Below are 23,121 nucleotides of genomic sequence, written 5' to 3'. Positions count from 1 at the left end.
TCAGTGCTCGCTGGCGTTGATGCGGCCCAGGGCCGCCTTGGTGGAGCGATCGAGAAGGATCGCGAGAAGCACGATGCAGAAGCCCGCGACGAGGCCGACGCCCAGTTCCAGGTTGTTGATGCCCCGAAGCACCAGCCGCCCGAGGCCGGGGGCCGAGACGAGGCTCGCGATCACCACCATCGCGAGGCTCATCATGATGGTCTGGTTCACGCCCGCCATGATGTTGGGCAGCGCCAGCGGGATCTGCACGCCCGTCAGTTTCTGCCGGGGCGACATGCCGAAGGCGTCCGCAGCCTCGATCACGTCCTTGTCCACCAGCCGGATGCCCAGATCCGTCAGGCGGATCACCGGCACGATGGCGTAGAGGATGATGGCGATGCCGTAGAGCTTCGATTCCGTGACCGAGAACAGGAAGATCAGCGGGATCAGGTAGACGAAGGTCGGCAGGGTCTGGAGCATGTCGAGGATCGGGATCGACACCCGCTGCAACGCGTTGCTCTTGGACATGGCGATGCCGATGGGCACGCCCAGCACGATGCAGAACACCGTGCACACGAAGATGATCGACAGCGTCTGGATCGCCTCGTTGTAATGGTCGATGAAGGCCATGAACAGGAACGAGCCCGTCACCAGCGCCAGCACCGACAGCGAGCGCGAGGCGAACCAGGTCACCAGCATCAGCAGCGGGATCATGATGAACCACGGCGTCGCCTGGAAGGCGGCGAGCGACCAGTCGAGCAGCCAGCCCAGCGGCGTGGTCAGCGGATCGAGCACGAATTTCAGCGCGTCCTTGATGTCGAGGAAGCCCTGCTCGACCGCCTCGGTCATGTCGCGGGTGCGCGGGATCGCGCCGCAGGACTTGTTGAGCGTGTCGAGCGAGGGGAAGGGCGTCTCGGACCAGGGCACCGAGCCGAAGCCGCTGCTTTCCGCCTCTCCGTCCCCGCCGCCGCCCGTGCGAGCCAGCAGTTCGGCCATGGTCATCGGCCCGTCCGAGCTTTCCTGCTCGCACCAGTCCGACAGGCCCAGGCTGTCGATCATTCCGTCGTAGAAGGCCATGTCCCGTCTTCCCGTAGCGCGCCGTCCTCATCGGGTCCGGCATCGGTGATATGTCTCGTCATCGGCCCGTCCATGCGCGCCTCGGGGCGGTTCGGACGGCAGGGGCGGGCATGGTGACGGCCCCGCAGGTCAGGGCCTCGCCATGTCCGTCCGTCGCCCGCGCGACGCGGGCGGTGTGGCGCCCCCCTCGGCGAGAGGGGGGCGCCAGCGGATCAGGTCCGCATCACTGCTGGATCAGCGCCGCGAGGTTCTCGCGCGCGGCATCGTTCACCCAGTTCGTCCAGGTGTCGGAATAGTTGGTCAGGAAGTAGACCGCGGCTTCCTCGGCGGAGGCGTTCTCCTCCTCCTGCCAGGCCAGCACCTCGCCCATCTGGGCGTTGGTGAAGGACACGTTGGCCATCAGCTCGGCCACTTCGGGGAATTCCTCCTGGAAGGTGGTGGTGACCACCGTCTTGACCGGCCCGATCGGATAGGCGCTGAGGCCCGTTTCCTCGCATTCGGGGTTGGCGTTGCACAGGTGGGTTTCCTCGTCGTACTCGCCCAGGTCGACCGAGGTCATCTCGTACTTGCCCAGCACCGAGGTCGGCGCCCAGTAGTAACCGAGCCAGGGCTCCTCGTTCTCGAAGGCCGCGGCGATGGAGGTCGCCATCGTCTCGCCCGAGCCGTGCTGGAAGATCTCGTAGCCCGCGCCCTCGAGGTCGACCGCGTCGGCCAGCGAGGCGTTGGTGTTCTTGCAGCCCCAGCCGTCGGGGCACTGGTGGAAGCGCCCGCCCAGCAGCTCGGCATTGGCCAGGACACCTTCGAGCGTGGCGAGCTCGGGATGCTCCTCGACCAGGTAGGTCGGGACCCACCAGCCCTCGATGCCGCCATCCGACAGCACGTCGCCCAGCGTGACGATGGTGCCGGCCTCCGACAGCTCCTGATAGGCGGGGGTGCCGTTGATCCACATCTCGGTCACGATGTCGGGCTCGCCCGTCTCGGACACGGAGGCGAGCGAGGTCACGGTCGCGGAGGGCACCGTGGTGACCTCGCAGCCATAGCCCTGCTCCATCAGGAACTTGGACACGTGGGTGACGATGGCCGAGGAGGCCCAGTTCATCTCGGTGATGGACACTTCGCCGCAGTCTTCCTGCGCGAAGGCCATCGTCGGCAGGGCCGCGCCGAAGGCGGCGGCGAGGACGATCTTCTTCATCTGATACTTTCCCTTGATGTTGGTCGGTTCTTGTCCCGGTCGGTTGTCCTTGCCGGCCATGTGGCCGGATGGCGGTATCGGCGATCATCTTCGGGACGCGACCCGGATACGGGCGGTCCGAAAGCGACGCCGATGTCGTTTTCGTTGCATTTGTGATTGGAGAACACTGGACCGGGTTTGGCAAGCCTTTTCCCCGGCAGGCGCAAGCCCATGAAATCAATCAACTTAAAGAGGTGCGTGCCCTCCCGTCCCCGGTTTTTGATTGACGGATCAATTCAAAAAAATCAGGACTGGTCCCGAAGGATGCCCCGGAATCGCGGGGTAAGTGCCAGGGAACGGGGGCCCGGATGCCGAGGATCGGAATGGAGACGCAGCGCCGCGCGGCCCTGGTGGACGCGGCCATCGCCGAGATCGGCGCGCGCGGCGCGCTCGACGTCACGGTGGGCCGCATCGCGGGCCGCGCGGGCGTGTCGAGCGCGCTGGCCCATCACTATTTCGGCTCCAAGGACCGGATCCTGACCGAGGCGATGCGCCACATCCTGCGCATGCTCGGCCGCGACCTGCGCGCGGAACTGGCCCATGCCCGCACGCCGCGCGCGCGGCTGGGCGCGATCCTGCGCGCCAGCTTCTCGGCCCAGAGCTTCCGGCGCGAGGTGATCGCGGCCTGGCTGACCTTCTACGTCCATGCCCAGATCTCGGACGATGCGAACCGGCTGCTGACGCTCTACCAGCGGCGGCTGCGCGCCAATCTGATGCATGCGCTGCGCCCCTTGATGGCGGGCGATCCGGCCTGGCTCGCCGACAGCGTCGCGGCGCTGATCGACGGGTTCTACATCCGCCAGGCGCGGCAGGGCGCGCGAGCCGACGCCTTCGCCACGATTGCGGCGATCGAGGCGGTGATCGACGCGGGCCTGGCGCAGGACGCGGCCCGGCATGCGCAGACGGAGGTTTCGCGATGAGCGCGCCCAACATCCTGATCCTGATGGTCGACCAGCTCAACGGCACGCTGTTTCCCGACGGCCCTGCCGAGTGGCTGCACGCGCCCAATCTGAAACGGCTCGCCGCGCGCTCGGCGCGCTTCGCCAACTGTTATACCGCCTCGCCGCTCTGCGCGCCGGGGCGGGGTGCGTTCATGTCCGGCCAGCTGCCCAGCGTCACCGGCATCTACGACAACGCCGCCGAATTCCCCTCCGACCTGCCGACCTATGCGCATCATCTGCGGCGCGCGGGCTATCAGACCTGCCTCAGCGGCAAGATGCATTTCGTCGGGCCCGACCAGCTGCACGGCTTCGAGGAGCGGCTGACCACCGACATCTACCCCGCCGATTTCGGCTGGACCCCCGATTACCGCAAGCCCGGAGAGCGGATCGACTGGTGGTATCACAACATGGGCTCGGTCACCGGCGCGGGCGTGGCCGAGACCTCCAACCAGATGGAATACGACGACGAGGTCGCCTATCACGCGGTCAGGAAACTGCGCGAATACGGGCGCCGTCTGGACCCGCGGCCCTGGTGCCTGACGGTCAGCTTCACCCATCCGCACGACCCTTACGTGGCGCGGCGCAAGTACTGGGACCTCTACGAGGGGTGCGACCATCTCGACCCGCCGGTCCCGGCGATGGAGTACGAAGAGCACGACCCCCATTCGCAGCGCATCTTCGACGCGAACAACTGGCGCGAGTTCGAGATCACCGACGAGGACATCCGCCGGTCGCGACGGGCTTACTTTGCCAACATCTCCTATCTCGACGACAAAATAGGCGAGATCCTCGACACGCTGGAGGCGACCGAGCAGGAGGCGATCATCCTCTTCGTCTCGGACCATGGCGACATGCTGGGCGAGCGGGGATTGTGGTTCAAGATGAGCTTCTTCGAGAGCTCGTCCCGCGTGCCGATGATGATCTGCGCACCGGGTGTGACCCCCGGCCTCGTCACCGATCCGGTCAGCAATATCGACGTCTGCCCGACGCTGTGCGATCTGGCCGGGCTGTCGATGGAGGAGGTCGCGCCCTGGACCCAAGGCGAGAGCGTGGTGCCCTTCGCCAACGGCACGCGGCGCGAAAGCGCGGTGGCGCTGGAATATGCCGCCGAGGCCTCCTACGCGCCCCTGGTGGCGCTCGTGAAGGGCGGCTGGAAATATACGGCTTGCGCGCTCGACCCCGAGCAGCTGTTCCATCTGGAGAAGGACCCGCACGAGCTGGTGAACCGGGCGGAGGATCCGGCGGCGGCCGAGGTGCTCGCGACCTTCCGCGCCGAGGCCGATGCGCGCTGGGACCTCGCCCGTTTCGATGCCGACGTGCGCAAGAGCCAGGCCCGCCGCTGGGTGGTCTACGAGGCGCTGCGCGAGGGGGGCTACTACCCGTGGGACTTCCAGCCGCTGCAACGCGCGTCGGAGCGGTTCATGCGCAACCACATGGACCTCAACGAGGTGGAGGAGCGGGCGCGCTACCCCAGAGGCGTGCAGCCGGAGCCGTGAGGGGCCTGAACCGATCGCAACGGAAGGGCAGCGCCCGGCCCGAGGGTGGGCGAGAAGCGCCCGCATCGCCCCAGAGGGGCGTACATACAGTACGACGGGGCGGGTCGGGCGCTGCCCGGCTTCGCCGGGCCAGACAGAATTTTCGAGGACTGCTTTTCATGACCGATACCCATTTCCCAAAAGACTTGGCCACCGCCTCCCACTTCGTCGATGGCCGCTATGTCGAGGATACGGACGGCGCGCCCATCAAGGTGATCTACCCCGCCACCGGCGAGACCATCGCGACCGTCCACGAGGCCACGCCCGCCATCGTCGAGGCGGCCATCGCGTCCGCCGCCCGCGCGCAGGCCGACTGGGCCGCATTGGACGGCACCGCGCGGGGCCGGGTGCTGCGCCGCGCCGCCGAGATCATCTTCGCCCGCAACCGGGAGCTCTCCATCCTGGAGACATACGATACCGGCAAGCCCTTGCAGGAGACGCTGGTGGCCGACGCGACGAGCGGAGCGGAGGCGCTGGAATATTTCGGCGGGCTCGCCGCCGACGTGACGGGCGAGGCCATGCGGTTCGGGGGCGACTGGGCCTACACGATCCGGCGGCCCCTGGGGGTCTGCGCGGGGATCGGCGCCTGGAACTACCCCACCCAGATCGCCTGCTGGAAGGCGGCGCCCGCGCTCGCCACCGGCAACGCGATGGTGTTCAAGCCGTCGGAGACCACGCCGCTCTGCGCATTGAAAGTCGCGGAGATCCTGATCGAGGCGGGCGCGCCGCCGGGGCTCTTCAACGTGATCCAGGGCCGCGGCGCGGTGGGGGCGGCGCTGACGGAAGATCCGCGCATCGCCAAGGTCTCGCTGACCGGATCGGTGCCGACGGGGCGGAAAGTCTACGCGAGCGCCGCCGCGCAGATGAAGCACGTGACGATGGAGCTGGGCGGCAAGTCGCCTTTCCTCGTCTTCGCCGATGCCGATCTCGACGACGCGGTCTCGGGCGCGATCAACGCGAATTTCTACTCCTCGGGGCAGGTCTGCTCGAACGGGACGCGGGTCTTCGTGCATGGGGACGTGCATGACGCGTTCGTCGCGCGGCTCAAGGCCCGGACGGAAACCGCCGTGATCGGCGATCCGATGGACGAGGCCACGCATTTCGGGCCGATGACCACGCAGGCCCAGCTCGACATCGTCGAACGCCACCTCGCCACCGCCCGCGACGAGGGCGCGACCGTGGTGACGGGCGGCGAACGGCTCGAACGTCCTGGATTCGAGGCAGGCTACTGGATCACTCCCGCCATCCTGACCGGCGTGACCGACGAGATGACCGTCGCGCGCGAAGAGGTGTTCGGCCCGGTCCTGTCGGTCCTGCGCTTCGAGGAGGAGGCGGAGGTCGTCGCGCGCGCCAATGCCACGGAATTCGGCCTCTCCGCCGGGGTGTTCACCCGCGATCTGTCGCGCGCGCACCGGGTGGCGGCCCAACTGGAGGCGGGGACGATCTGGATCAACCAGTACAACCTCACGCCCCTCGGCATGCCCTTCGGGGGGTCGAAGCAGTCGGGGATCGGGCGGGAGAACGCGCGGCTGGCCATGGATCATTTCACCGAAACCCAGACCGTCTATGTCGGCATGGGTCCGGTCGAGGCGGCGTTCTGATGCCCGCCTCGATGCGCGCGGATTACGTCGTCGTCGGCGCGGGCTCGGCCGGTTGCGCGATGGCCTACCGCCTGTCGGAGGCCGGGCACTCGGTCATCGTCGTCGAGTTCGGCGGTTCGGATGCCGGGCCGCTGATCCAGATGCCCGGTGCGCTCAGCTTCCCGATGAACATGCCGCGCTACGACTGGGGCTACCGCACCGATCCCGAGCCGCATCTCGGGGGCCGTCGCCTCGCCACGCCGCGGGGCAAGGTGATCGGCGGCTCCTCCTCGATCAACGGCATGGTCTATGTGCGCGGCCACGCCCGCGACTACGACCACTGGGAGGAGGCCGGGGCCACCGGCTGGGCCTATGCGGACGTGTTGCCCTACTTCAAACGGATGGAGACCTGGGACCCGCGCGGCCACGGGGGCGACCCGGACTGGCGCGGCACGGACGGGCCGCTGCACGTCACCCGCGGCCCCCGCGACAACGAGCTGGTCCACGCCTTCGTCGAGGCCGGGCGGCAGGCGGGCTACGAGACCACCGGGGATTACAACGGCGAGAAGCAGGAAGGTTTCGGCGCGATGGAGCAGACGACGCGGCGCGGCCAGCGCTGGTCGGCGGCCCGCGCCTATCTGCGCCCTGCCCTGAAGCGGAAGAATTGCACGCTGATCCGCGGCCTCGCCCGGCGTGTCGTGATCGAGGAGGGCCGGGCGACAGGGGTGGAAATCGCGCGCGGGGGGCGTGTCGAGACCATCCATGCGGAGCGCGAGGTGATCCTCGCAGCCTCCTCGATCAATTCGCCGAAGCTGCTGATGCTGTCGGGGGTCGGCCCCGCCGCGCACCTGGCCGAGCACGGCATCGACGTGGTCGCCGACCGGCCCGGCGTGGGGGAGAACCTGCAGGACCATCTGGAGCTCTACATCCAGATGGCCGCGACCCAGCCGATCAGCCTCTACCGCTACTGGAACCTGCTGGGGAAGGCCTATGTCGGCGCGCGCTGGCTCTTCACCCGAACCGGGCCGGGGGCGTCCAACCAGTTCGAGAGCGCGGCCTTCATCCGCTCCGCCGCCGGGGTGGAATACCCGGACATCCAGTACCATTTCCTGCCGCTCGCCGTGCGCTATGACGGGCAGGTCGCGGCCGAGGGGCACGGCTTCCAGGCCCATGTCGGCCCGATGCGCAGCCCCTCGCGGGGCCGGGTGCGGCTGACGGGGGCGGACCCCGCGGCGGCGCCTTCGATCCTGTTCAACTACATGGCGCACGACCAGGACTGGCGCGATTTTCGCACCTGCATCCGCCTGACGCGTGAGATCTTCGCGCAGGACGCCTTCGCGCCTTACGCGGGCCACGAGATCCAGCCCGGCGCGGATGTGCAGGGCGACGACGCGCTCGACGCCTTCATCCGCGACCATGTCGAGAGCGCCTACCACCCCTGCGGCACCGCCAAGATGGGGGCAAAGGACGATCCGATGGCGGTGGTGGACCCGGAGGCCCGCGTGATCGGGGTGGAGCGGCTGCGGGTCGCGGACAGCTCGATCTTCCCGCGGATCACGAACGGCAACCTCAACGCGCCGTCCATCCTGGTGGGCGAGAAGGTCGCTGACCACGTGTTGGGCCGCCGCCTTCCCCGCTCCAACGCCGCGCCCTGGATCCATCCCGACTGGCGGGATGCGCAGCGATAGGCACGGCCCGCCCCGTGGACGCGTGCACAAAGACGTGGGAAAACGGGCGTTTGAATCGCGCGGGCGATGGGGTAGCCCTTGCCCGGCTCAACGAGGATTCGCCATGCAGATCGACCCGCTTCCCCTGCCCGGCCTCGCCCGGCTGACCCCGCGCCGTCACGGCGACGCGCGTGGCTGGTTCGCGGAGGTGTTCCGCGACGACCTGTTCCGGGCGCAGGTGGCGGACGTGACCTTCGTGCAGGAGAACCGCTCGCTCTCCGCCAAGGCGGGCACGCTGCGCGGCCTGCATTTCCAAACGCCGCCCCGCGCGCAGGGCAAGCTGATCTCGTGCCTCGCGGGCAGCCTTTGGGACGTGGCGGTGGACCTGCGCCGGTCCTCTGAGACCTATGGCCAGTGGTACGGGGAGGAGCTGTCGGCGGAAAACGGACGGCAGCTGTGGATCCCCGCAGGCTTCGCCCACGGGTTCTGCACGCTGAAGCCCGACACGGTGATCGGCTACAAGTGCACCGACACCTACGCGCCCGATCACGATGCGGGGATCGCCTGGGACAGCGCCGGGATCGACTGGCCCGACAGGGCCGACCCGGACACCCTGTCGGGCAAGGACCGCGCGCAGCCGTCCCTGTCCGAGCTGGGCGAGGTCTTCGCATGAGCGCGCCGGACACGGAAGTGGACCGCATCCTCGTCACCGGCGGCGCGGGCTTCATCGGCTCGGCCGTGGTGCGCCACCTGGTCGGCGAAGGCCACGAGGTCACCACCTTCGACGCGCTGACCTATGCGGGCAATCTCGCATCCCTGCGCGCCGTCGCGGACGCGCCGAACCACCGCTTCGTGAAGGGCGACATCCGCGATGCGGCAGCCTTGGAGACGGCCTTCGCCGATGCGCGCCCGACCCGCGTGCTGCATCTGGCCGCCGAGAGCCATGTGGACCGCTCGATCGACGGGCCGGACGACTTTATCACCACCAACGTGCTGGGCACCCTGCGCGTGCTGGAGGCCGCCCGCGCCCGGCGCGACGCGGGCCACGAGATCCGCGTGCTGCACGTCTCGACCGACGAGGTCTACGGCTCGCTCGGGGAGGAGGGGCTCTTCACCGAGGACACCCCCTACGACCCCTCCTCGCCCTATTCGGCCAGCAAGGCGGGGTCCGACCACCTGGCGCGGGCCTGGGCGCGGACCTACGGGCTCGACGTCGTCACCTCCAACTGTTCGAACAATTACGGGCCCTATCATTACCCTGAGAAGCTGATCCCGCTGACCATCCTCAACGCACTCGAAGGCCGCCCGCTGCCGATCTACGGCGACGGCTCGAACGTGCGCGACTGGCTGCACGTGGAGGATCACGCCCGCGCGCTCGACCTGATCTCGGCCCGAGGGCAGGCAGGTCGGACCTACAATGTCGGCGGCCGCAACGAGCGGACGAACCTGCAGGTCGTGCGCGCGATCTGCGCCGCGCTCGACCGCCACCGGCCCGATGCGGCGCCCCATGACCGGCTGATCACCTTCGTCACCGACCGCCCCGGCCACGACGCGCGCTACGCCATCGACGCGACCCGGCTGGAGGACGAGCTGGGCTGGCGCGCCGTCCACGATTTCGACAGCGGGATCGAGGCGACCGTGGCCTGGTATCTCGACAACGACTGGTGGTGGGGCCCCTTGCGCGACGCGGCGGCCGAGCGGCGGGGCCTCAAGGCGGAGGCGCGCGGATGAGCGGCGCCCGTCCCAAAGAAGACCGGCCCTGCCGGGTCCCATCCCTGCAAGGCCGCTCTTTCCATTCCGTCCCGGCCCTTGTCCTGTCGCGCGCCACCCCTGGCTGTGCGACGGGCCGATCCACCCATGTGAAGAGAACGGGCGGGGCGGCAAAAGGCTCCATCCCGAATGCGGACAATGCCGCGCAACCGGCAGGGAACCCGGATCTTCATCTTCCCGAAAAATACGCGAATCCGACGCTGGAAACCGGCGGGACATGCGTATTTGGAGGAAGCTGAATGCGGCTGGCGATCACCGGACGGAACGGCCAGGTCGCCCGCGCGCTGGCGGAGATGAAGGGGATCGAGCCCGTGTTCCTGGCGCGGCCCGACATGGACCTCGCCCAGCCCGAAAGCGTGCTGCCCGCCCTGCGCGACGCGGGGGCGCAGGCGGTGATCAATGCCGCCGCCTGGACGGCGGTGGACGCGGCCGAAGACGATGCGGAGGCGGCCTTCGCGGTCAACGAGGGCGGCGCGCGGGCGGTGGCGCAAGCGGCAGCGGAGCTGGGGATCCCGGTGGTGCAGATCTCGACCGACTACGTCTTCGACGGCTCGGGCGAGCGGCCCTGGCGCGAGGACGACCCGACCGGCCCGCTGGGGGTCTACGGCGCGTCGAAGCTGGCGGGCGAGCGGGCGGTGGCGGCGGCCACGGAGAACCACGCGATCCTGCGCACCTCCTGGGTGTTCTCGCCGCACGGGACCAATTTCGCGAAGACCATGCTGCGCCTGGGAGCGGAGCGGGACACGCTTCGCGTGGTGGACGACCAGATCGGCGCGCCGACCGCCGCGCATGATATCGCGCAAGGCGCGGTGGCGGTGGCGCGAAATCTCGCGGCCGGCCCCGACGCGGCCCTGCGCGGCACCTTCCACATGGCCGCTTGCGGCGCGACGAGCTGGGCCGGTTTCGCGCGCGAAACCTTCGCGGTTGCCGGGATGGACATCAGGGTGGACGGCATCGCGACCGAGGACTATCCCACCCCCGCCGCGCGCCCCCGCAATTCCCGGCTCGACTGCGCGAAGATCCTTTCGGCCCACGGCATTGCCCTGCCCGACTGGCGCGACGGGGTCGCGCGCGTCGTCACCCGCCTGATGGAGGAAAGCACATGAAGGGCATCATCCTGGCCGGTGGCACCGGCAGCCGCCTCTGGCCGATCACGCAGGCCGTCAGCAAGCAGCTGATGCCGGTCTACGACAAGCCGATGATCTACTATCCGCTGAGCGTGCTGATGCTGGCGGGCATCCGCGAGGTGCTGATCATCACCACGCCCCAGGACCGCGCCGCCTTCGAGCATCTGCTGGGCGATGGGTCGGACTGGGGCATGCGCATTTCCTATGCCGCCCAGCCCGATCCAGGGGGGCTCGCGCAGGCCTACACGATCGGGGCGGAGTTCGTGGACGGGCAGCCTTCCTGCCTGATCCTGGGCGACAACCTGTTCTTCGGCCATGGCCTGCCCGACCTGCTCGCTTCGGCCCGCGCACGGGTGGAAGGCGCGGTCGGAGCCAGCGTCTTCGCTTACCGTGTGGCCGATCCCGAACGTTACGGCGTGGTGGATTTCGACAGCGACCGCCGCGCGACCTCAATTGAGGAGAAGCCGAAGGCTCCGAAATCGCATTTCGCGGTCACGGGGCTCTACTTCTACGACGGCACGGCGGCGGAGCGGGCGGCGGCCCTCGCCCCCTCGGCCCGCGGGGAGCTGGAGATCACCGATCTCAACCGCACCTATCTCGACGAGGGCACCCTGTCAGTCGAGCGGATGGGCCGCGGCTATGCCTGGCTCGACACCGGGACGCCAGACAGCCTGCTGGAGGCGGCCGAATTCGTGGGCACCCTGGAGCGCCGCCAGGGCGTCAAGATCGCCTGTCCCGAGGAGATCGCTTTCGAGGCCGGATGGATCGACGCGAACGCACTTGCAAAACGGGCCCAAAAATTGTCGAAGAGCGCGTATGGACGGTATCTTGCTGAGATACTTCGCAATCGTCAGTCATCCTGAAGATCAAGATTCGGTTTCATGTTCAGAAAAATTGCCCGTGCCGTTCGCCGTCGTGTCATGCCGACGCCCGCCTTCGACCCCTACGTTCCCTTCGGAACCGAGCCGCGCGCGTTGCGTGAAACCTATCTGGAGCTCTACGAGGAGGCGATCGCACGGGCATATCCGGAGATGGACACCTTCCTTGAGGACAAGTCCCACCGGATCGACATCGACTGGATGAACGGCTTGGCATTGCACACGCAGGTGGTTGTCAAGCAGTCCGCGCTGAACTTCCAGCACGGGCGGATGCTCTATGCCCTCCTGCGCGAGCGGGCCGACGAGCTGCCGCAGGATACCGGGCTCGTCGTGATGGAAACCGGGACCGCGCGGGGCTTCTCGGCCCTGTGCATGGCGCGCGCGCTCATGGATGCGGGGCGCAGCGGCCATGTCGTCACCTCCGATCTCATCCCGCACCATCACGACATGATCTGGAACTGCATCGACGATCTGGACGGGCCCCGCAGCCGCCACGAACTGCTCGCTCCCTGGTCCGAGGAGCGCGACCGTGTCGTGTTCCTGTCCGGCGACACCAAAGACAGCATGGAGAGGCTAGGGCTGGGCCGCGTGCATTTCGCGTTCCTCGACGGCGCGCATCACGAGGAACCGCTGATGGGCGAATACCGCTACGTCGCCGACCGTCAGCAAAAGGGAGACCGCATTGTGTTCGATGACGTGACCCCCGGACAGTTCGACGGGATCGTCCGCGCGATCGCGCGGATCGAGGACGAGGGTGCCTACGATATTGAGCGGTTCATGCTTGAGAACAGACGCGGCTACGCCATCGCCCGACGACGCTAGGGCCGCCGCAGGCCAGTGTGAAATATGCCGGTGAGTTCGAACAGACAGGTTTGAAACATGGATCTCAATAGCAGTCGCATCGCTGTCATCGGCCTCGGATATGTCGGTCTGCCGTTGGCCGTGGAATTCGGCAAGCACCGCCCCGTCACCGGATTCGATGTGAAGGTGGAGCGTGTCGCGGAACTGCGGGCGGGCCACGATGCCACACGCGAGGTCTCGCAGGCGGACCTAGCTGCGTCGACGAAGCTCGACATCACGTCCGACCAGCAGGCGCTGGCCGGATGTGACGTGTTCATCGTCACCGTGCCGACGCCAGTGGACGCGGCCAACCGGCCCGACCTCACCCCGCTGATCCGCGCCTCCGAGACGGTGGGCGACGCGCTGAAGGCGGGCGACGTGGTGATCTACGAGAGCACCGTCTTCCCCGGCTGCACGCGCGAGATCTGCGTGCCGGTGCTCGAACGGGTGTCGGGGCTGCGGCACAACGCGGATTTCTTCACCGGCTACAGCCCCGAGCGGATCAATCCCGGCGACAGGAAGCACCGGCTGACCACGATCACCAAGGTCACCTCCGGCTCCACCCCCGAGGCGGCCGAGGCGATCGACGCCCTATACAGGCAGATCATCGAGGCGGGCACGCACCGCGCTCCCTCCATCGAGGTGGCCGAGGCCGCGAAGGTGATCGAGAACACCCAGCGCGACGTCAACATCGCCCTGATGAACGAGCTGTCGGTGCTGTTCGGCAAGATGGGGCTCGACACGCTGGAGGTGCTAGAGGCGGCGGGGACCAAATGGAACTTCCTGCCCTTCCGCCCCGGCCTCGTCGGCGGGCACTGCATCGGGGTCGATCCCTACTACCTGACGCACAAGGCGGCCGAGGTCGGCCACCACCCCGAGGTGATCCTCGCCGGGCGCCGCATCAACGACGCGATGGGCCCGCACGTGGCTGACCGGGTGGCGCGCGCGATGATGCGCGCGGGCTTCCCGGTGGTCGGCTCGAAGGTGCTGGTCCTGGGCCTGACCTTCAAGGAGGACTGCCCGGACCTGCGCAATTCCAAGGTGATCGACGTGATCGAGGCGCTGCGCGGCTACAATGCCGAGGTCGAGGTCCATGACGCGGAGGCTGATGCCGAGGAGGCGCGCCGCGAATACGGCATCGATCTGGTCGAGGCGCTGGAACCGGGACGCTACGACGCCATCGTGCTGGCGGTGAACCACGCCGCCTATCGCGAGATGGGGGCGGCCGCGATCCGCGCGCTGGGGCGGCCCGGCGCCGTCTTCTTCGACGTGAAGGGCACCTTCGCCCGCGACGAGAGCGACGGGCGCCTGTGATGAGCCGGCTCGACACGCATCGCGGGCGCGTCCTGCTGACCGGCGGTGCCGGCTATATCGGGTCGCATTGCTGCGTGGCGCTGATGCAGGAAGGCTACCAGCCGGTCATCCTCGACAATTTCGCCAATGCCCGGCGCGACGTGCCCGACCGGATCGCGCTGGCCGCGAACGGGCCCGCACCGCAGGTGATCGAGGCCGATATCCGCGACCGCACGGTCATGGAAACCGTGCTGGCCGAAGGCGGTTTCGATGCGGTGATGCATTTCGCCGGGCTCAAGTCCGTGGCCGAGAGCGTTGCGCACCCCGAACGCTATTTCGATATCAATCTCGGCGGGCTGACGGTGCTGGTCGCCGCGATGGCGGCCACGGATACGCGGCGGCTGATCTTCTCCTCCTCGGCCACCGTCTACGACGCGCGGGCGACGGGTGGCGCGATTTCGGAGGACGCGCCGCTCGGACCGGCCAGCCCCTATGGCCACAGTAAGCTGCTGGCCGAGAAGGTCCTTCTGGCACAGGCCGAGGCGGACCCGTCCTGGAGGGTGGGCATCCTGCGCTATTTCAATCCGGCCGGGGCCCACGGCACCGGCCATATCGGCGAGGAGCCCGCCGATCCTCCCGACAACCTGATGCCCTATATCGCGCAGGTCGCCTCTGGGCGACGGGCGCGGCTGCAGGTCTTCGGCGACGATTACGACACACCCGACGGCACGGGTGTGCGCGACTACATCCACGTTGCCGACTTGGCGCGCGGCCATGTCGCCTCGCTCGCCGCGCTGGAGCGGGACGGCCGCGGCCATGTCGTCAACCTGGGCACGGGGCGCGGGCAGTCGGTGCTGGAGATGCGCGCGGCCTATGCCCGGGTCAGCGGGCGGGAGGTGTCTTTCGAGATCCGGCCCCGCCGCCCCGGCGACGTGGCGCAGTGCTATTGTGACGCGACCCGTGCGCGCGCGGTACTGGGTTTCGAGGCGCGGCACGGCATCGACGAGATGTGTGCGTCGAGTTGGAGCTGGACCCGGCGGCGGGAGGGGCTCGCGTGACCTTTCCGGGCTACAGGCGGGCCCTGCGCATTCTCGCGCGTCATATCCCGCGTCACCGCAGCCAGCAGCTCGTCGGGCTGGCGGTGCTGACCGTGGCCTCGACCTTGGCCGAACTGCTGTCGATCTCGGCAGCCTTTCCATTCCTAGCAGTGATCGCCGAGCCCGAACGGCTCTACGACCTGCCTGCAGCTGAGCCGCTGATCGCCTTCTTGGGTGCCGAGGGCCCGCAAGATCTGATCGCGCCGCTCTGCCTGCTCTTCGCAGCGGCCGTCATCATGGCAGGGGCGCTGCGGCTGACACTGATCTGGACGCAGTCGCGCCTGTCGCATTTGATCGGGATCGACTTGGCGGTCGAGATCTTCTACCGCACACTCTATCAGCCCTATTCCGTCCACGCCGCGCGCAATAGTTCCCGCACGATCTCGGTCATCATGGGTAAGTCCATGCGTCTGGTGACGGGGTTCATGCTGCCGCTGTTCCAGATACTGGCGGCAGCCACTCTCATGGTGCTGGCCATGGGAACGCTACTGCTGTTTGTGCCGGGGGTGGCGCTGTCGCTTGTCGGCGGCATCGCAGCGGTCTACGGACTGACCGCGCTGGTCCTGCTCAGGCCAATCGCGCACAACGGCACAACCATTGCGCGTGAGATGCCGCGCACGATGCAGGCCCTGCAGGAAGGACTGGGCGGGATCCGCGACGTGCTGCTCGACGGTTCGCAGCCGCTGCATGTCGCGCGCTTCGCCCGGTCGGTTCGGCTACAGCGGTTGGCGACGGCGGACAACGTCGTGATGGGCATGGCCCCGCGCTATGTGGTAGAAACGATCGGTATCGTGTTAATCGTAATTGTGGCTTATGTGCTGGTAACGGGCGAAGGCAGGCTTCAAACCGCCCTACCGGTGCTGGGGGCCGTGGCGCTGGCCGCGCAGCGCCTGCTGCCGGTGGCCCAGCAGGCCTATAATGCCTGGACGCAGATCCGCGGCGCACAGGCGGTGATCGGCGAATGTTTGTCCTATCTCGAACAGCCGACCCGCGCAGGCGATACCGGCTTGCCGCCGCCGCCGCTGCCCTTCGAGCGCGACATCCGGCTGGAGGGCGTCTCGCTCAGCTATGCGAGCAGTGAGCGTCCAGCGCTCGACGCGGTGGATCTGGTCATTGAGCGGGGCACGCGCATCGGCATCGTCGGGCCGACCGGCAGCGGCAAGAGCACGCTGGCCGATGTGCTGATGGGCCTAATCGTGCCCGATGCGGGGCAGATGCGCGTCGATGCAACGCCGATCGACGACGTCACGCGCCGGGCCTGGCAGCGCCGCATCGCCCATGTGCCCCAAGCGATCTTTCTCACCGATGCGAGCTTGGCCGAGAACATCGCCTTCAGCGAGGAACCGGACCGGATCGACCGCGCCCGGCTGGCGCGCGCGGTCGCGCAGGCCCAACTCGGCACCACGGTGGCCGAGCTGCCGCAGGGGCTGGAGACGGTGGTGGGTGAGCGAGGCGTACGCCTGTCGGGCGGCCAGCGCCAGCGTATCGCCATCGCGCGCGCGCTCTACCGCGAGGCGGACGTGATCGTTTTCGACGAGGCGACCAGCGCGCTCGACACGCGGACCGAGACGCGGGTGATGGAGGCGATCGCGGGGCTCGACCGCAACCTGACCCTGATCATGATTGCGCATCGCCTGACCACGCTGCGCGATTGCGACCGGATCCTGCGCATCGAGGCGGGACGGATCGTGGCCACGGGCACGCCCGAAGAGATGCTCGACATCGATCCGCATTAGACGCGATGGCCCCAACGCCCAATCGTCGCAAAGGACATGAGACATGACCTCGACCTATCCGAACGCAGATGTCCGATCTCAGATCGAAAGACTCGGACAAGGCCCGATCTTCCAGGCGCCACGCGGTGATGGCGGACTCGTGCATGTGGTAGGAGCCCGTCCGAATTTCGTGAAGCTCAGCCCCGTCCACGCGGCTTTGAAAGGAATGCGGCAGCAGATCGTGCATACCGGTCAGCACTACGACCGACGCATGTCGGACGCGTTCTTCGAGGCGCTCGATATTCCCAAACCGGACGTGAACCTCGCGATCCGCGGCGGCAGCCATGCAGAGCAGACGGCCCATACGATGATCGCCCTCGAACAGCGGTTCCTGGCTGAACGGCCCTCGGCGCTGATCGTCTATGGTGACGTGAATTCCACGCTGGCCGCGACACTGGTGGCCGCCAAGCTGGGCATCGCGTGCATCCATGTCGAGGCCGGGCTGCGATCGGGCGACAGAAACATGCCCGAGGAGATCAACCGCCTCGTCACCGACCGTCTGTCCGATGTCCTGCTGACGCCGTCGCGCGATGCGGACCGGAACCTGCTGGACGAGGGGGCCGCACCCGAAAGCATTTTCTTCGTCGGCAACGTGATGATCGACACCCTGTCGCGATTGCTGCCGCGCATCGAGGCACATGACCTTCCGGTGGAGGACCTTCCTGAACAGTTCGTCCTGGTGACGCTCCACCGGCCGTCCAATGTCGATGCGTCCGACCAGCTGCAACGCATTCTCGATGCGCTCGAACAGATCGCGGCGGATATTCCGATCGTGTTCCCCGTCCATCCCAGGACGCGCGCTCGGATCGAGGGCTTGGACCGGGGGCCGTTGTCAGACAAAATGCGATTGATCGAGCCGCAGGATTACCTGTCCTTTGTCGGCCTGCAGAAACGGGCGCTGGCGGTCATCACGGATTCGGGCGGAATCCAGGAGGAGACGACCTGGCTGGGCAAGCCCTGCCTGACCCTACGCACGACGACCGAGCGCCCCGTGACGATCACCGAAGGCACGAACCGCCTGCTGGGCGAGGATCCCGACGGTTTGCGCGGCGCGCTGGAGGAAGCCCTGTCGGACGAGGCGAAACCGAGCCGGGTCCCGGAATTCTGGGACGGGCAGGCCGCCCTAAGGATCCGTGCGATCCTCGACGCGCTCGGCCTGTGCGAACCGGCATGAGCGGGCTCTACGTCGCGCGACTGGCGCTCGGCCAGGACCATCTGGCCGGGGTCGCCCGCAAGATCGCCGACCAGCGCGCCGTCCTAGCCGAGGCGGGGCTGGAAACCGATATGCTCGACCTGAGCGATCCGGCGTTCCGGCATGCCGATGGCGGCGTATGGCGTCGGCGCATCTCCCACCACCTGTTGTTTCACCGCGAGATGCAGGCCCGAACCCGCGACGCGGATTTCGTCTATATCCGTTTTCAGGGGGCGCCGCCGGATCTTGTCCGGGCCCTTGCGGCGATCCGCGCCCGCCGTCCGGACCTGCCCGTCGTGATGGAGGTGCCCTCTTGGCCCTTCGCCTCGGAACGGCGGGGGTGGCGGTCCAGGGTGCAGGCCGCCTATCAGAATGTCGGGCTGTCCTCATTGAAGGGCCGCGTGGACCGGATTGTCACCTTCTCGCAGGCGACCGAGATCTTCGGCATTCCCACCCTCAGGACGGATAATGGCGTGAATGTCGAGGCCCTGCCGCTGGTGGCGCCGCGCACCGTCGGCCCCGACCTGCATCTGGTCGGGGTCGCGAACCTGTCCTTCTGGCACGGCTACGACCGGATGATCGACGGGATCGCGCGCTACCGCGCAAATGCGGCGCCCGATGCGCCGAGCGTCACCTTCGACATCGCGGGCAGCGGGGACGAACTTCCCAACCTGCGCCGCAAGGTGGCCGAGGCCGGGCTGGAGCAGACGGTCCGGTTCGTGGGGCCGAAGCATGGCGACCAGCTCGACCGTCTCATGTCAGACGCGGATATCGCGGTGTCCAGCATCGGCATGCACCGGCTGGACGTGGATACCTCGAACATCAAGTCGCGCGAATTCTGCGGCCGCGGGATCCCGTTCGTCATCGGCTATCCGGATCGTGATTTCCCGCCGGAGCTGCCTTTCGCCCACCATGTTCCCGCAGATGAGAGCCCCATCGACATCGCGGGTCTGGTTTCGTGGTATGCGGATCTGCGCGAGGGGCAGCCCGAGATCACGCGGATCATGCGCAACTATGCCGAGGACCGCCTGAGCTGGCGGGCCAAGATGGCACCGGTCGTTGACTGGCTGAAGGAGGTCCGCGGATCGTGAGCGTCACCATCGTCATCACCACCTTCAACCGGGCCGGGGTGCTGCGCGATCTTCTGTTGCGGCTGGAGACCGAGGAGGACGACGATTTCGAGGTTGTGGTCGCCATGGACGGCTGCACCGACGGAACGGAGGCGATGCTGGCTGGTCTGCGGACGCGCTATCCGCTGCGCTGGGTGAATACGGGCTTCTCGGGCTACGGGCTGGCACTGGCGCGGAACAGGGGCATCCTGGCTGCGCGCGCGGACGTCGTGGCGATCGTGGACGATGACAGCGTTCCAGTGCCGGGCTTCGTGCGGGCGCATCGCGCCGCCAGTCGGCCGCGCTGCATCACCGGCGGTCCGCGCGATCCGCACGATCCCGACCGCGACCCGCGCCTGGCCGGCAAGATGGCCGCGCTGCGTGCCCTGCCCGCGCTGACACCGATGACCGTCGAACGGATCGAGCGCGACCATCCCGACGCCTATCTGGTCGAGAACAATGTCAGCATGCGCCGGGCGGACTGGATCGCGCTGGGACTGTTCACCGAGAGGCTGCGCATCTACGGCGTCATCGGGCAGGAATTCTTCGCCCGCGTCCGGCATGCCGGCTGGCATTACCAGTTCGCCCCCGATGCGGGCGTGGTCCACCGGGAGGAGATCGAGGGCGACAACGGGCTCGACCGGGCGCGCAAGACACGCCAGTTCCGCTTGGCCGGGCTGTTGAGGCCGGGATTGATGACGCCCCGTCAATACGCGGCGCAGCAGGCCTGGGCCGAAGCCCGCGACCGGGGCGAGTGTCCTCCTGCCTTTCCGCCGTGGTGGCCGCATGCGGCGGGCACGCTGGGGCGGCGTGCCCTGCGCCGGGCGACGCGCGGATTCGGCCGGGGCGGATAGGGATGTCCGATCTCGTCTATACCTGCGTCTTCGACGATTACGACTGGGTGCTGCCGCCGGTCGCACCCGCGCCGGGGCTGCGCCATGCGCTGATCACCGATTCGGACGGGCCCGCCCCGCGCGGGTGGGAGCGGCGCGTGGTCGATCCGGCCCGGTGGGGCGGGGCGGCGGCGGCCAATCGCTGGTGGAAGATGCTGGGCCATCGGGAGCTGCCGGAGGCGAGGCGTACGCTCTATGTCGATGCGAACATCCGGCTTCTGGGCGACAGCGCGGGGTTTCTCGACTTGGCCCTGCAGGGGACTGCGGCGATGGGGCTCTTCCGTCATCCGCTGCGCGACACCGTGGCCGACGAGATCGCGGCCTGTGCGGCGACGGGCAAGATCGCCGATCCCGCGCCGGCGCGGGCGACGCTTGCCCGTCACAGGGCCGAGGGGTTCGGCGACGAGGCGGGGTTGAGCGAGAACACCATTCTGGCCCGGCGCGTCGATGCGCCCGGTCTCGATGCGGCAATGGAGATGTGGTGGGACCTCTACCGCGCGCGGAACGACCGGGATCAGTTCTCCCTGCCGGTGGTGCGCTGGTGCACGGGGCTAGAGGTCAACTGGATCGACTGGAGTTTCCGCGATGCCAATCCGTGGTTCGCGATCTATCCCCACCGGGGCGCGCGCGGCGTGAATCCGCGCTATGCTTGGATGTCTGCGCGTGCGCATGATAGCGCGCTTCATGCGGGGCTCCTTCGCGCTTGGAACGCGGCGCGCGCGGTCCGGCGAGGGCTGCGGACAACTCTTAAGGGTCAGAGCGCATGAGAATTTCCGTGGCTCTCGCGACTTGGCGCGGCACCGCGCATCTCAAGGTTCAGCTTGATAGCCTCGCCGCGCAGACCCGCCTGCCCGACGAGGTGATTGCAGTGGACGACGCCTCGGGGGATGCCACGCCCGATCTGCTGGCCGCCTGGGCCGCGCACGCGCCCTTCGAGATGACGGTGCTGCGCAACCCGGTCAATCTGGGCTATGCGCGCAATTTCGAGCGAGCGCTGTCGCGGACCACGGGCGATCTGGTCCTGCCCTGCGATCAGGACGACATGTGGTTCGCGCAGAAGCTCGCCCGGTTTGAGGATTGGGCGCGCGCCCGGCCGGAGATGGCGGTCTTCGTGTGTGATACGGAACTGACCGATGGCGCACTAACCCCGTCGGGCCGCACGAAGCGCGGGCAGATCGCGGCCGTAGGTCTACCCGAGGAATCTTTCGTCATGGGATGCTGCTTGGGGCTGCGGCGCGATTGGCTCGACGCGATGCTGCCTTTCGCGCCAGGCGTTCGCGCGCATGACAACTGGCTGGTGGAACTGGCCGATCGCCTGGACCTGGTCGAGCGTCATGCCGAGGTGCTGCAATATTATCGCCAGCACGGCGCCAACACCTCCGATTTCCTGGCCAATACGCCCGAGGAAATCGGTCCGCGCGCCCGGTTCCGCATGGTCCGGCGCGACTTGGCTCGCCGCTTGCGCGGTGGCGGCGGGCTGGAGCGAGAGCTTTCGGGCCTCGTCCTGCAGGCCGAACGCCTGAACGCACGGGCGGCGGCTTTCGACGCGCTGGCCGGGTCGGCGCGACGGGCGCGGGTCGCTGCGGAGTTGACGGCGCGCATCGCCGATCTGGAGGCACGCGCCGCCGCCCGCGCGGCCGCCCTGCCGCGCCGCTTGGGCGCCGTGGGGCGGTTGTGGCGCACGGGCGTCTATGCGCGCAGTGGCGGCACGGGCGGCGCGCTACGCGATGCGATGACCGGTCGGGGGGCGGGGACATGAGCCGTCGGGTTCTCCAGGTGCTCTATTCGGGGCTGGGCGGCCATGCCGCCGTGGCCCTGCCGCTGATCGAGGCGGGCGGGATGGAGGACCCGTGGGAGCATCGCCTGCTGTTCTACGGGATCGAGCCGGTGGCCCAAGGCTACCGCGATGCCGCGGCGCGGCTGGGTGTCGCGTACGACTACGTGCCCGCACGGCAGGGACGGCCCTGGGCGGGATGGCCGAACCTGATGCGCGCATTGCGCGCCGCGCGGGCGGACGCGGTGATCCTGCATTCGATCAAGACAATCCTGCCCGCACGCTTGGCCTTGCGATCCACGCCGATCGTGGCGGTGGAACACCAGGCCAACGCCCTCAAGACCCCCGCGGAATGGGGGGCAAGCCTGATGGCGCAGCGCCTCGCCGACCGGGTGGTGACGCTCAGCCCCGATTACCGCGCGACGCTGGCCCGCAGGCTGGGCCGGGCCTTTCGCGCCGACCGCACCGCGCTGGTGCCCACGGGGATCGATCTCGCACCCTTCGGCTCAACGGACAGGCCAGTGGACAACGACAGGGCAGGTGCCCCCTTCCGCATCGGTATGGCGGGGCGCTTCACCCCGACCAAGGCGCAAGGGGTCCTAGTCGCCGCACTCGCCCGACTTCGTGCCGCGCATCCGGGGCGCGACTGGCGGCTGAGCCTGCCGGGCGACGGCCCGTGTCATGCGGCGGTGCGCGCGGCGGTGGCGCAAGCCGGGCTCGACGCGCAGGTGGAGATGCCCGGCCATCTGCCCTCCGACGCCCTGCCCGGCTGGTTCGAGACGCTCGATCTCTATGCCCATTCCTCGGATGGCGAGACGCTGAGCACGGCGCTGCTGCAGGCAATGGCGGCGGAGCTGCCGATCGTGGCCTCGGACGTGGCGGGCATCTCGGACCTGCTCGGCCCGCCCGGTGCGGGACAGGAGCCGCTTGGTCGACTGGTGCCCGCGCGCGATGTGGACGCCTTCGCCACCGCGATCGCCGCCCTGGCGCAGGACGCGTGCGGCCGGATATTCCTCGCCGGGCGCGCGCGGGCGCATGTGCTGGCACGTCACAGCCCCGAGGCGATGCGTGCCGGGTACGACGCGGTGCTGAAGCCGGTCCGATGAGGCATGTCGTCCACCTGATGCCCTATGACGGGATCGGCGGGGTCGAGGCCGCGGCCGCGACCGCCGAGGGGCGGCTGGCGCGGGACGTGGAGCTGCGGCGCATGTTCGTGTTCGAGGACGTGCGCGACCGGTCGGGGCGCGGGCGCACCTTCGATCCGCGCGCCTTCTGGACGGCGGCCGGGCGGCTGGCCGCGGCGCAGCCCGACCTGGTGATCCTGTCGCTGTGGCGCGCGGTGATCGTCGGCGGGCTGGCGCGG

Annotated in this window: 21 protein-coding genes; 19 read left to right on the top strand and 2 right to left on the bottom strand. The window is 68.4% G+C overall.

The features are described 5' to 3' along the window. Both RX333_RS12655 and RX333_RS12650 read right to left on the bottom strand, forming a co-directional pair. Positions 1-1,056 carry an ABC transporter permease gene (locus tag RX333_RS12655; RefSeq protein ID WP_316015313.1) on the bottom strand — a complete coding sequence of 352 codons (1,056 nt, stop codon included), beginning with the start codon at positions 1,054-1,056 and terminating at the stop codon, positions 1-3. 223 nt (positions 1,057-1,279) lie between these two features. Further along, a complete protein-coding gene (locus tag RX333_RS12650; RefSeq protein ID WP_316015312.1) occupies positions 1,280-2,248 on the bottom strand; it encodes a glycine betaine ABC transporter substrate-binding protein in 969 nt (322 codons plus the stop codon). A 347-nt stretch (positions 2,249-2,595) separates the two neighbouring features. On the opposite strand from RX333_RS12650, the gene betI reads away from it, so the two are divergent. The 19 genes from betI to RX333_RS12555 form a co-directional block, all read left to right on the top strand. Further along, positions 2,596-3,207, top strand: a complete 612-nt coding sequence (gene betI / locus RX333_RS12645) for a choline-responsive transcriptional repressor BetI (protein ID WP_316015311.1) — start codon at positions 2,596-2,598, stop codon at positions 3,205-3,207. Beyond that, entirely contained in the window at positions 3,204-4,724 is a 1,521-nt protein-coding gene (gene betC / locus RX333_RS12640) for a choline-sulfatase (RefSeq protein WP_316015310.1), read from the top strand. The genes betI and betC overlap by 4 nt, the downstream gene beginning before the upstream one ends. A gap of 158 nt (positions 4,725-4,882) precedes the next feature. Further along, on the top strand, positions 4,883-6,364 hold the full coding sequence (gene betB, locus RX333_RS12635; protein WP_316015309.1) for a betaine-aldehyde dehydrogenase: 1,482 nt from the start codon (positions 4,883-4,885) through the stop codon (positions 6,362-6,364). Between the two features lie 11 nt (positions 6,365-6,375). After that, positions 6,376-8,031 (top strand): choline dehydrogenase, encoded by a 1,656-nt coding sequence (betA, locus tag RX333_RS12630; RefSeq protein ID WP_316015352.1) that lies wholly within the window; start codon positions 6,376-6,378, stop codon positions 8,029-8,031. A 103-nt stretch (positions 8,032-8,134) separates the two neighbouring features. Continuing rightward, complete coding sequence (rfbC, locus tag RX333_RS12625) at positions 8,135-8,683, top strand: dTDP-4-dehydrorhamnose 3,5-epimerase (RefSeq protein WP_316015308.1); 549 nt, start codon at positions 8,135-8,137, stop codon at positions 8,681-8,683. After that, positions 8,680-9,741, top strand: coding sequence for a dTDP-glucose 4,6-dehydratase (rfbB, locus tag RX333_RS12620; protein ID WP_316015307.1), 1,062 nt, complete (start codon positions 8,680-8,682; stop codon positions 9,739-9,741). Before rfbC ends, rfbB begins: the two co-directional genes overlap by 4 nt. Before the next feature lie 278 nt (positions 9,742-10,019). After that, positions 10,020-10,886: a dTDP-4-dehydrorhamnose reductase gene (rfbD, locus tag RX333_RS12615; RefSeq protein WP_316015306.1), complete on the top strand. Its 867-nt coding sequence runs from the start codon at positions 10,020-10,022 to the stop codon at positions 10,884-10,886. Continuing rightward, on the top strand, positions 10,883-11,770 hold the full coding sequence (gene rfbA / locus RX333_RS12610) for a glucose-1-phosphate thymidylyltransferase RfbA (protein ID WP_316015305.1): 888 nt from the start codon (positions 10,883-10,885) through the stop codon (positions 11,768-11,770). The genes rfbD and rfbA overlap by 4 nt, the downstream gene beginning before the upstream one ends. Positions 11,771-11,827: 57 nt before the next feature. After that, positions 11,828-12,607, top strand: coding sequence for a class I SAM-dependent methyltransferase (locus RX333_RS12605; protein WP_316015304.1), 780 nt, complete (start codon positions 11,828-11,830; stop codon positions 12,605-12,607). A gap of 57 nt (positions 12,608-12,664) precedes the next feature. Next, positions 12,665-13,939 carry a nucleotide sugar dehydrogenase gene (locus RX333_RS12600; RefSeq protein ID WP_316015303.1) on the top strand — a complete coding sequence of 425 codons (1,275 nt, stop codon included), beginning with the start codon at positions 12,665-12,667 and terminating at the stop codon, positions 13,937-13,939. Beyond that, positions 13,939-14,976: a UDP-glucose 4-epimerase GalE gene (galE, locus tag RX333_RS12595; RefSeq protein WP_316015302.1), complete on the top strand. Its 1,038-nt coding sequence runs from the start codon at positions 13,939-13,941 to the stop codon at positions 14,974-14,976. The genes RX333_RS12600 and galE overlap by 1 nt, the downstream gene beginning before the upstream one ends. After that, positions 14,973-16,751 carry an ABC transporter ATP-binding protein gene (locus RX333_RS12590; protein WP_316015301.1) on the top strand — a complete coding sequence of 593 codons (1,779 nt, stop codon included), beginning with the start codon at positions 14,973-14,975 and terminating at the stop codon, positions 16,749-16,751. Before galE ends, RX333_RS12590 begins: the two co-directional genes overlap by 4 nt. Before the next feature lie 43 nt (positions 16,752-16,794). Continuing rightward, entirely contained in the window at positions 16,795-17,964 is a 1,170-nt protein-coding gene (wecB, locus tag RX333_RS12585; RefSeq protein ID WP_316015300.1) for a non-hydrolyzing UDP-N-acetylglucosamine 2-epimerase, read from the top strand. Beyond that, positions 17,961-19,073, top strand: a complete 1,113-nt coding sequence (locus tag RX333_RS12580) for a glycosyltransferase (RefSeq protein WP_316015299.1) — start codon at positions 17,961-17,963, stop codon at positions 19,071-19,073. The genes wecB and RX333_RS12580 overlap by 4 nt, the downstream gene beginning before the upstream one ends. Next, positions 19,070-19,945 carry a glycosyltransferase family 2 protein gene (locus tag RX333_RS12575; protein WP_316015298.1) on the top strand — a complete coding sequence of 292 codons (876 nt, stop codon included), beginning with the start codon at positions 19,070-19,072 and terminating at the stop codon, positions 19,943-19,945. Before RX333_RS12580 ends, RX333_RS12575 begins: the two co-directional genes overlap by 4 nt. A 2-nt stretch (positions 19,946-19,947) precedes the next feature. Beyond that, a complete protein-coding gene (locus tag RX333_RS12570) occupies positions 19,948-20,751 on the top strand; it encodes a glycosyltransferase domain-containing protein (RefSeq protein WP_316015297.1) in 804 nt (267 codons plus the stop codon). A gap of 8 nt (positions 20,752-20,759) precedes the next feature. After that, the gene (locus RX333_RS12565; protein ID WP_316015296.1) at positions 20,760-21,743 is read left to right on the top strand and encodes a glycosyltransferase; all 984 of its coding nucleotides are present in this window, start codon (positions 20,760-20,762) and stop codon (positions 21,741-21,743) included. Next, complete coding sequence (locus tag RX333_RS12560) at positions 21,740-22,864, top strand: glycosyltransferase family 4 protein (protein WP_316015295.1); 1,125 nt, start codon at positions 21,740-21,742, stop codon at positions 22,862-22,864. The genes RX333_RS12565 and RX333_RS12560 overlap by 4 nt, the downstream gene beginning before the upstream one ends. Next, the coding region (locus RX333_RS12555; protein WP_316015294.1) for a hypothetical protein at positions 22,861-23,121 on the top strand (261 nt) is incomplete at its 3' end. The genes RX333_RS12560 and RX333_RS12555, both read left to right, overlap by 4 nt.

Origin of the sequence: Roseobacter sp. HKCCA0434, from assembly GCF_032464675.1 — a bacterium.
Classification (GTDB): Bacteria; Pseudomonadota; Alphaproteobacteria; order Rhodobacterales; family Rhodobacteraceae; genus Pontivivens.
This window is presented reverse-complemented; position numbering and strand designations above follow the sequence as displayed.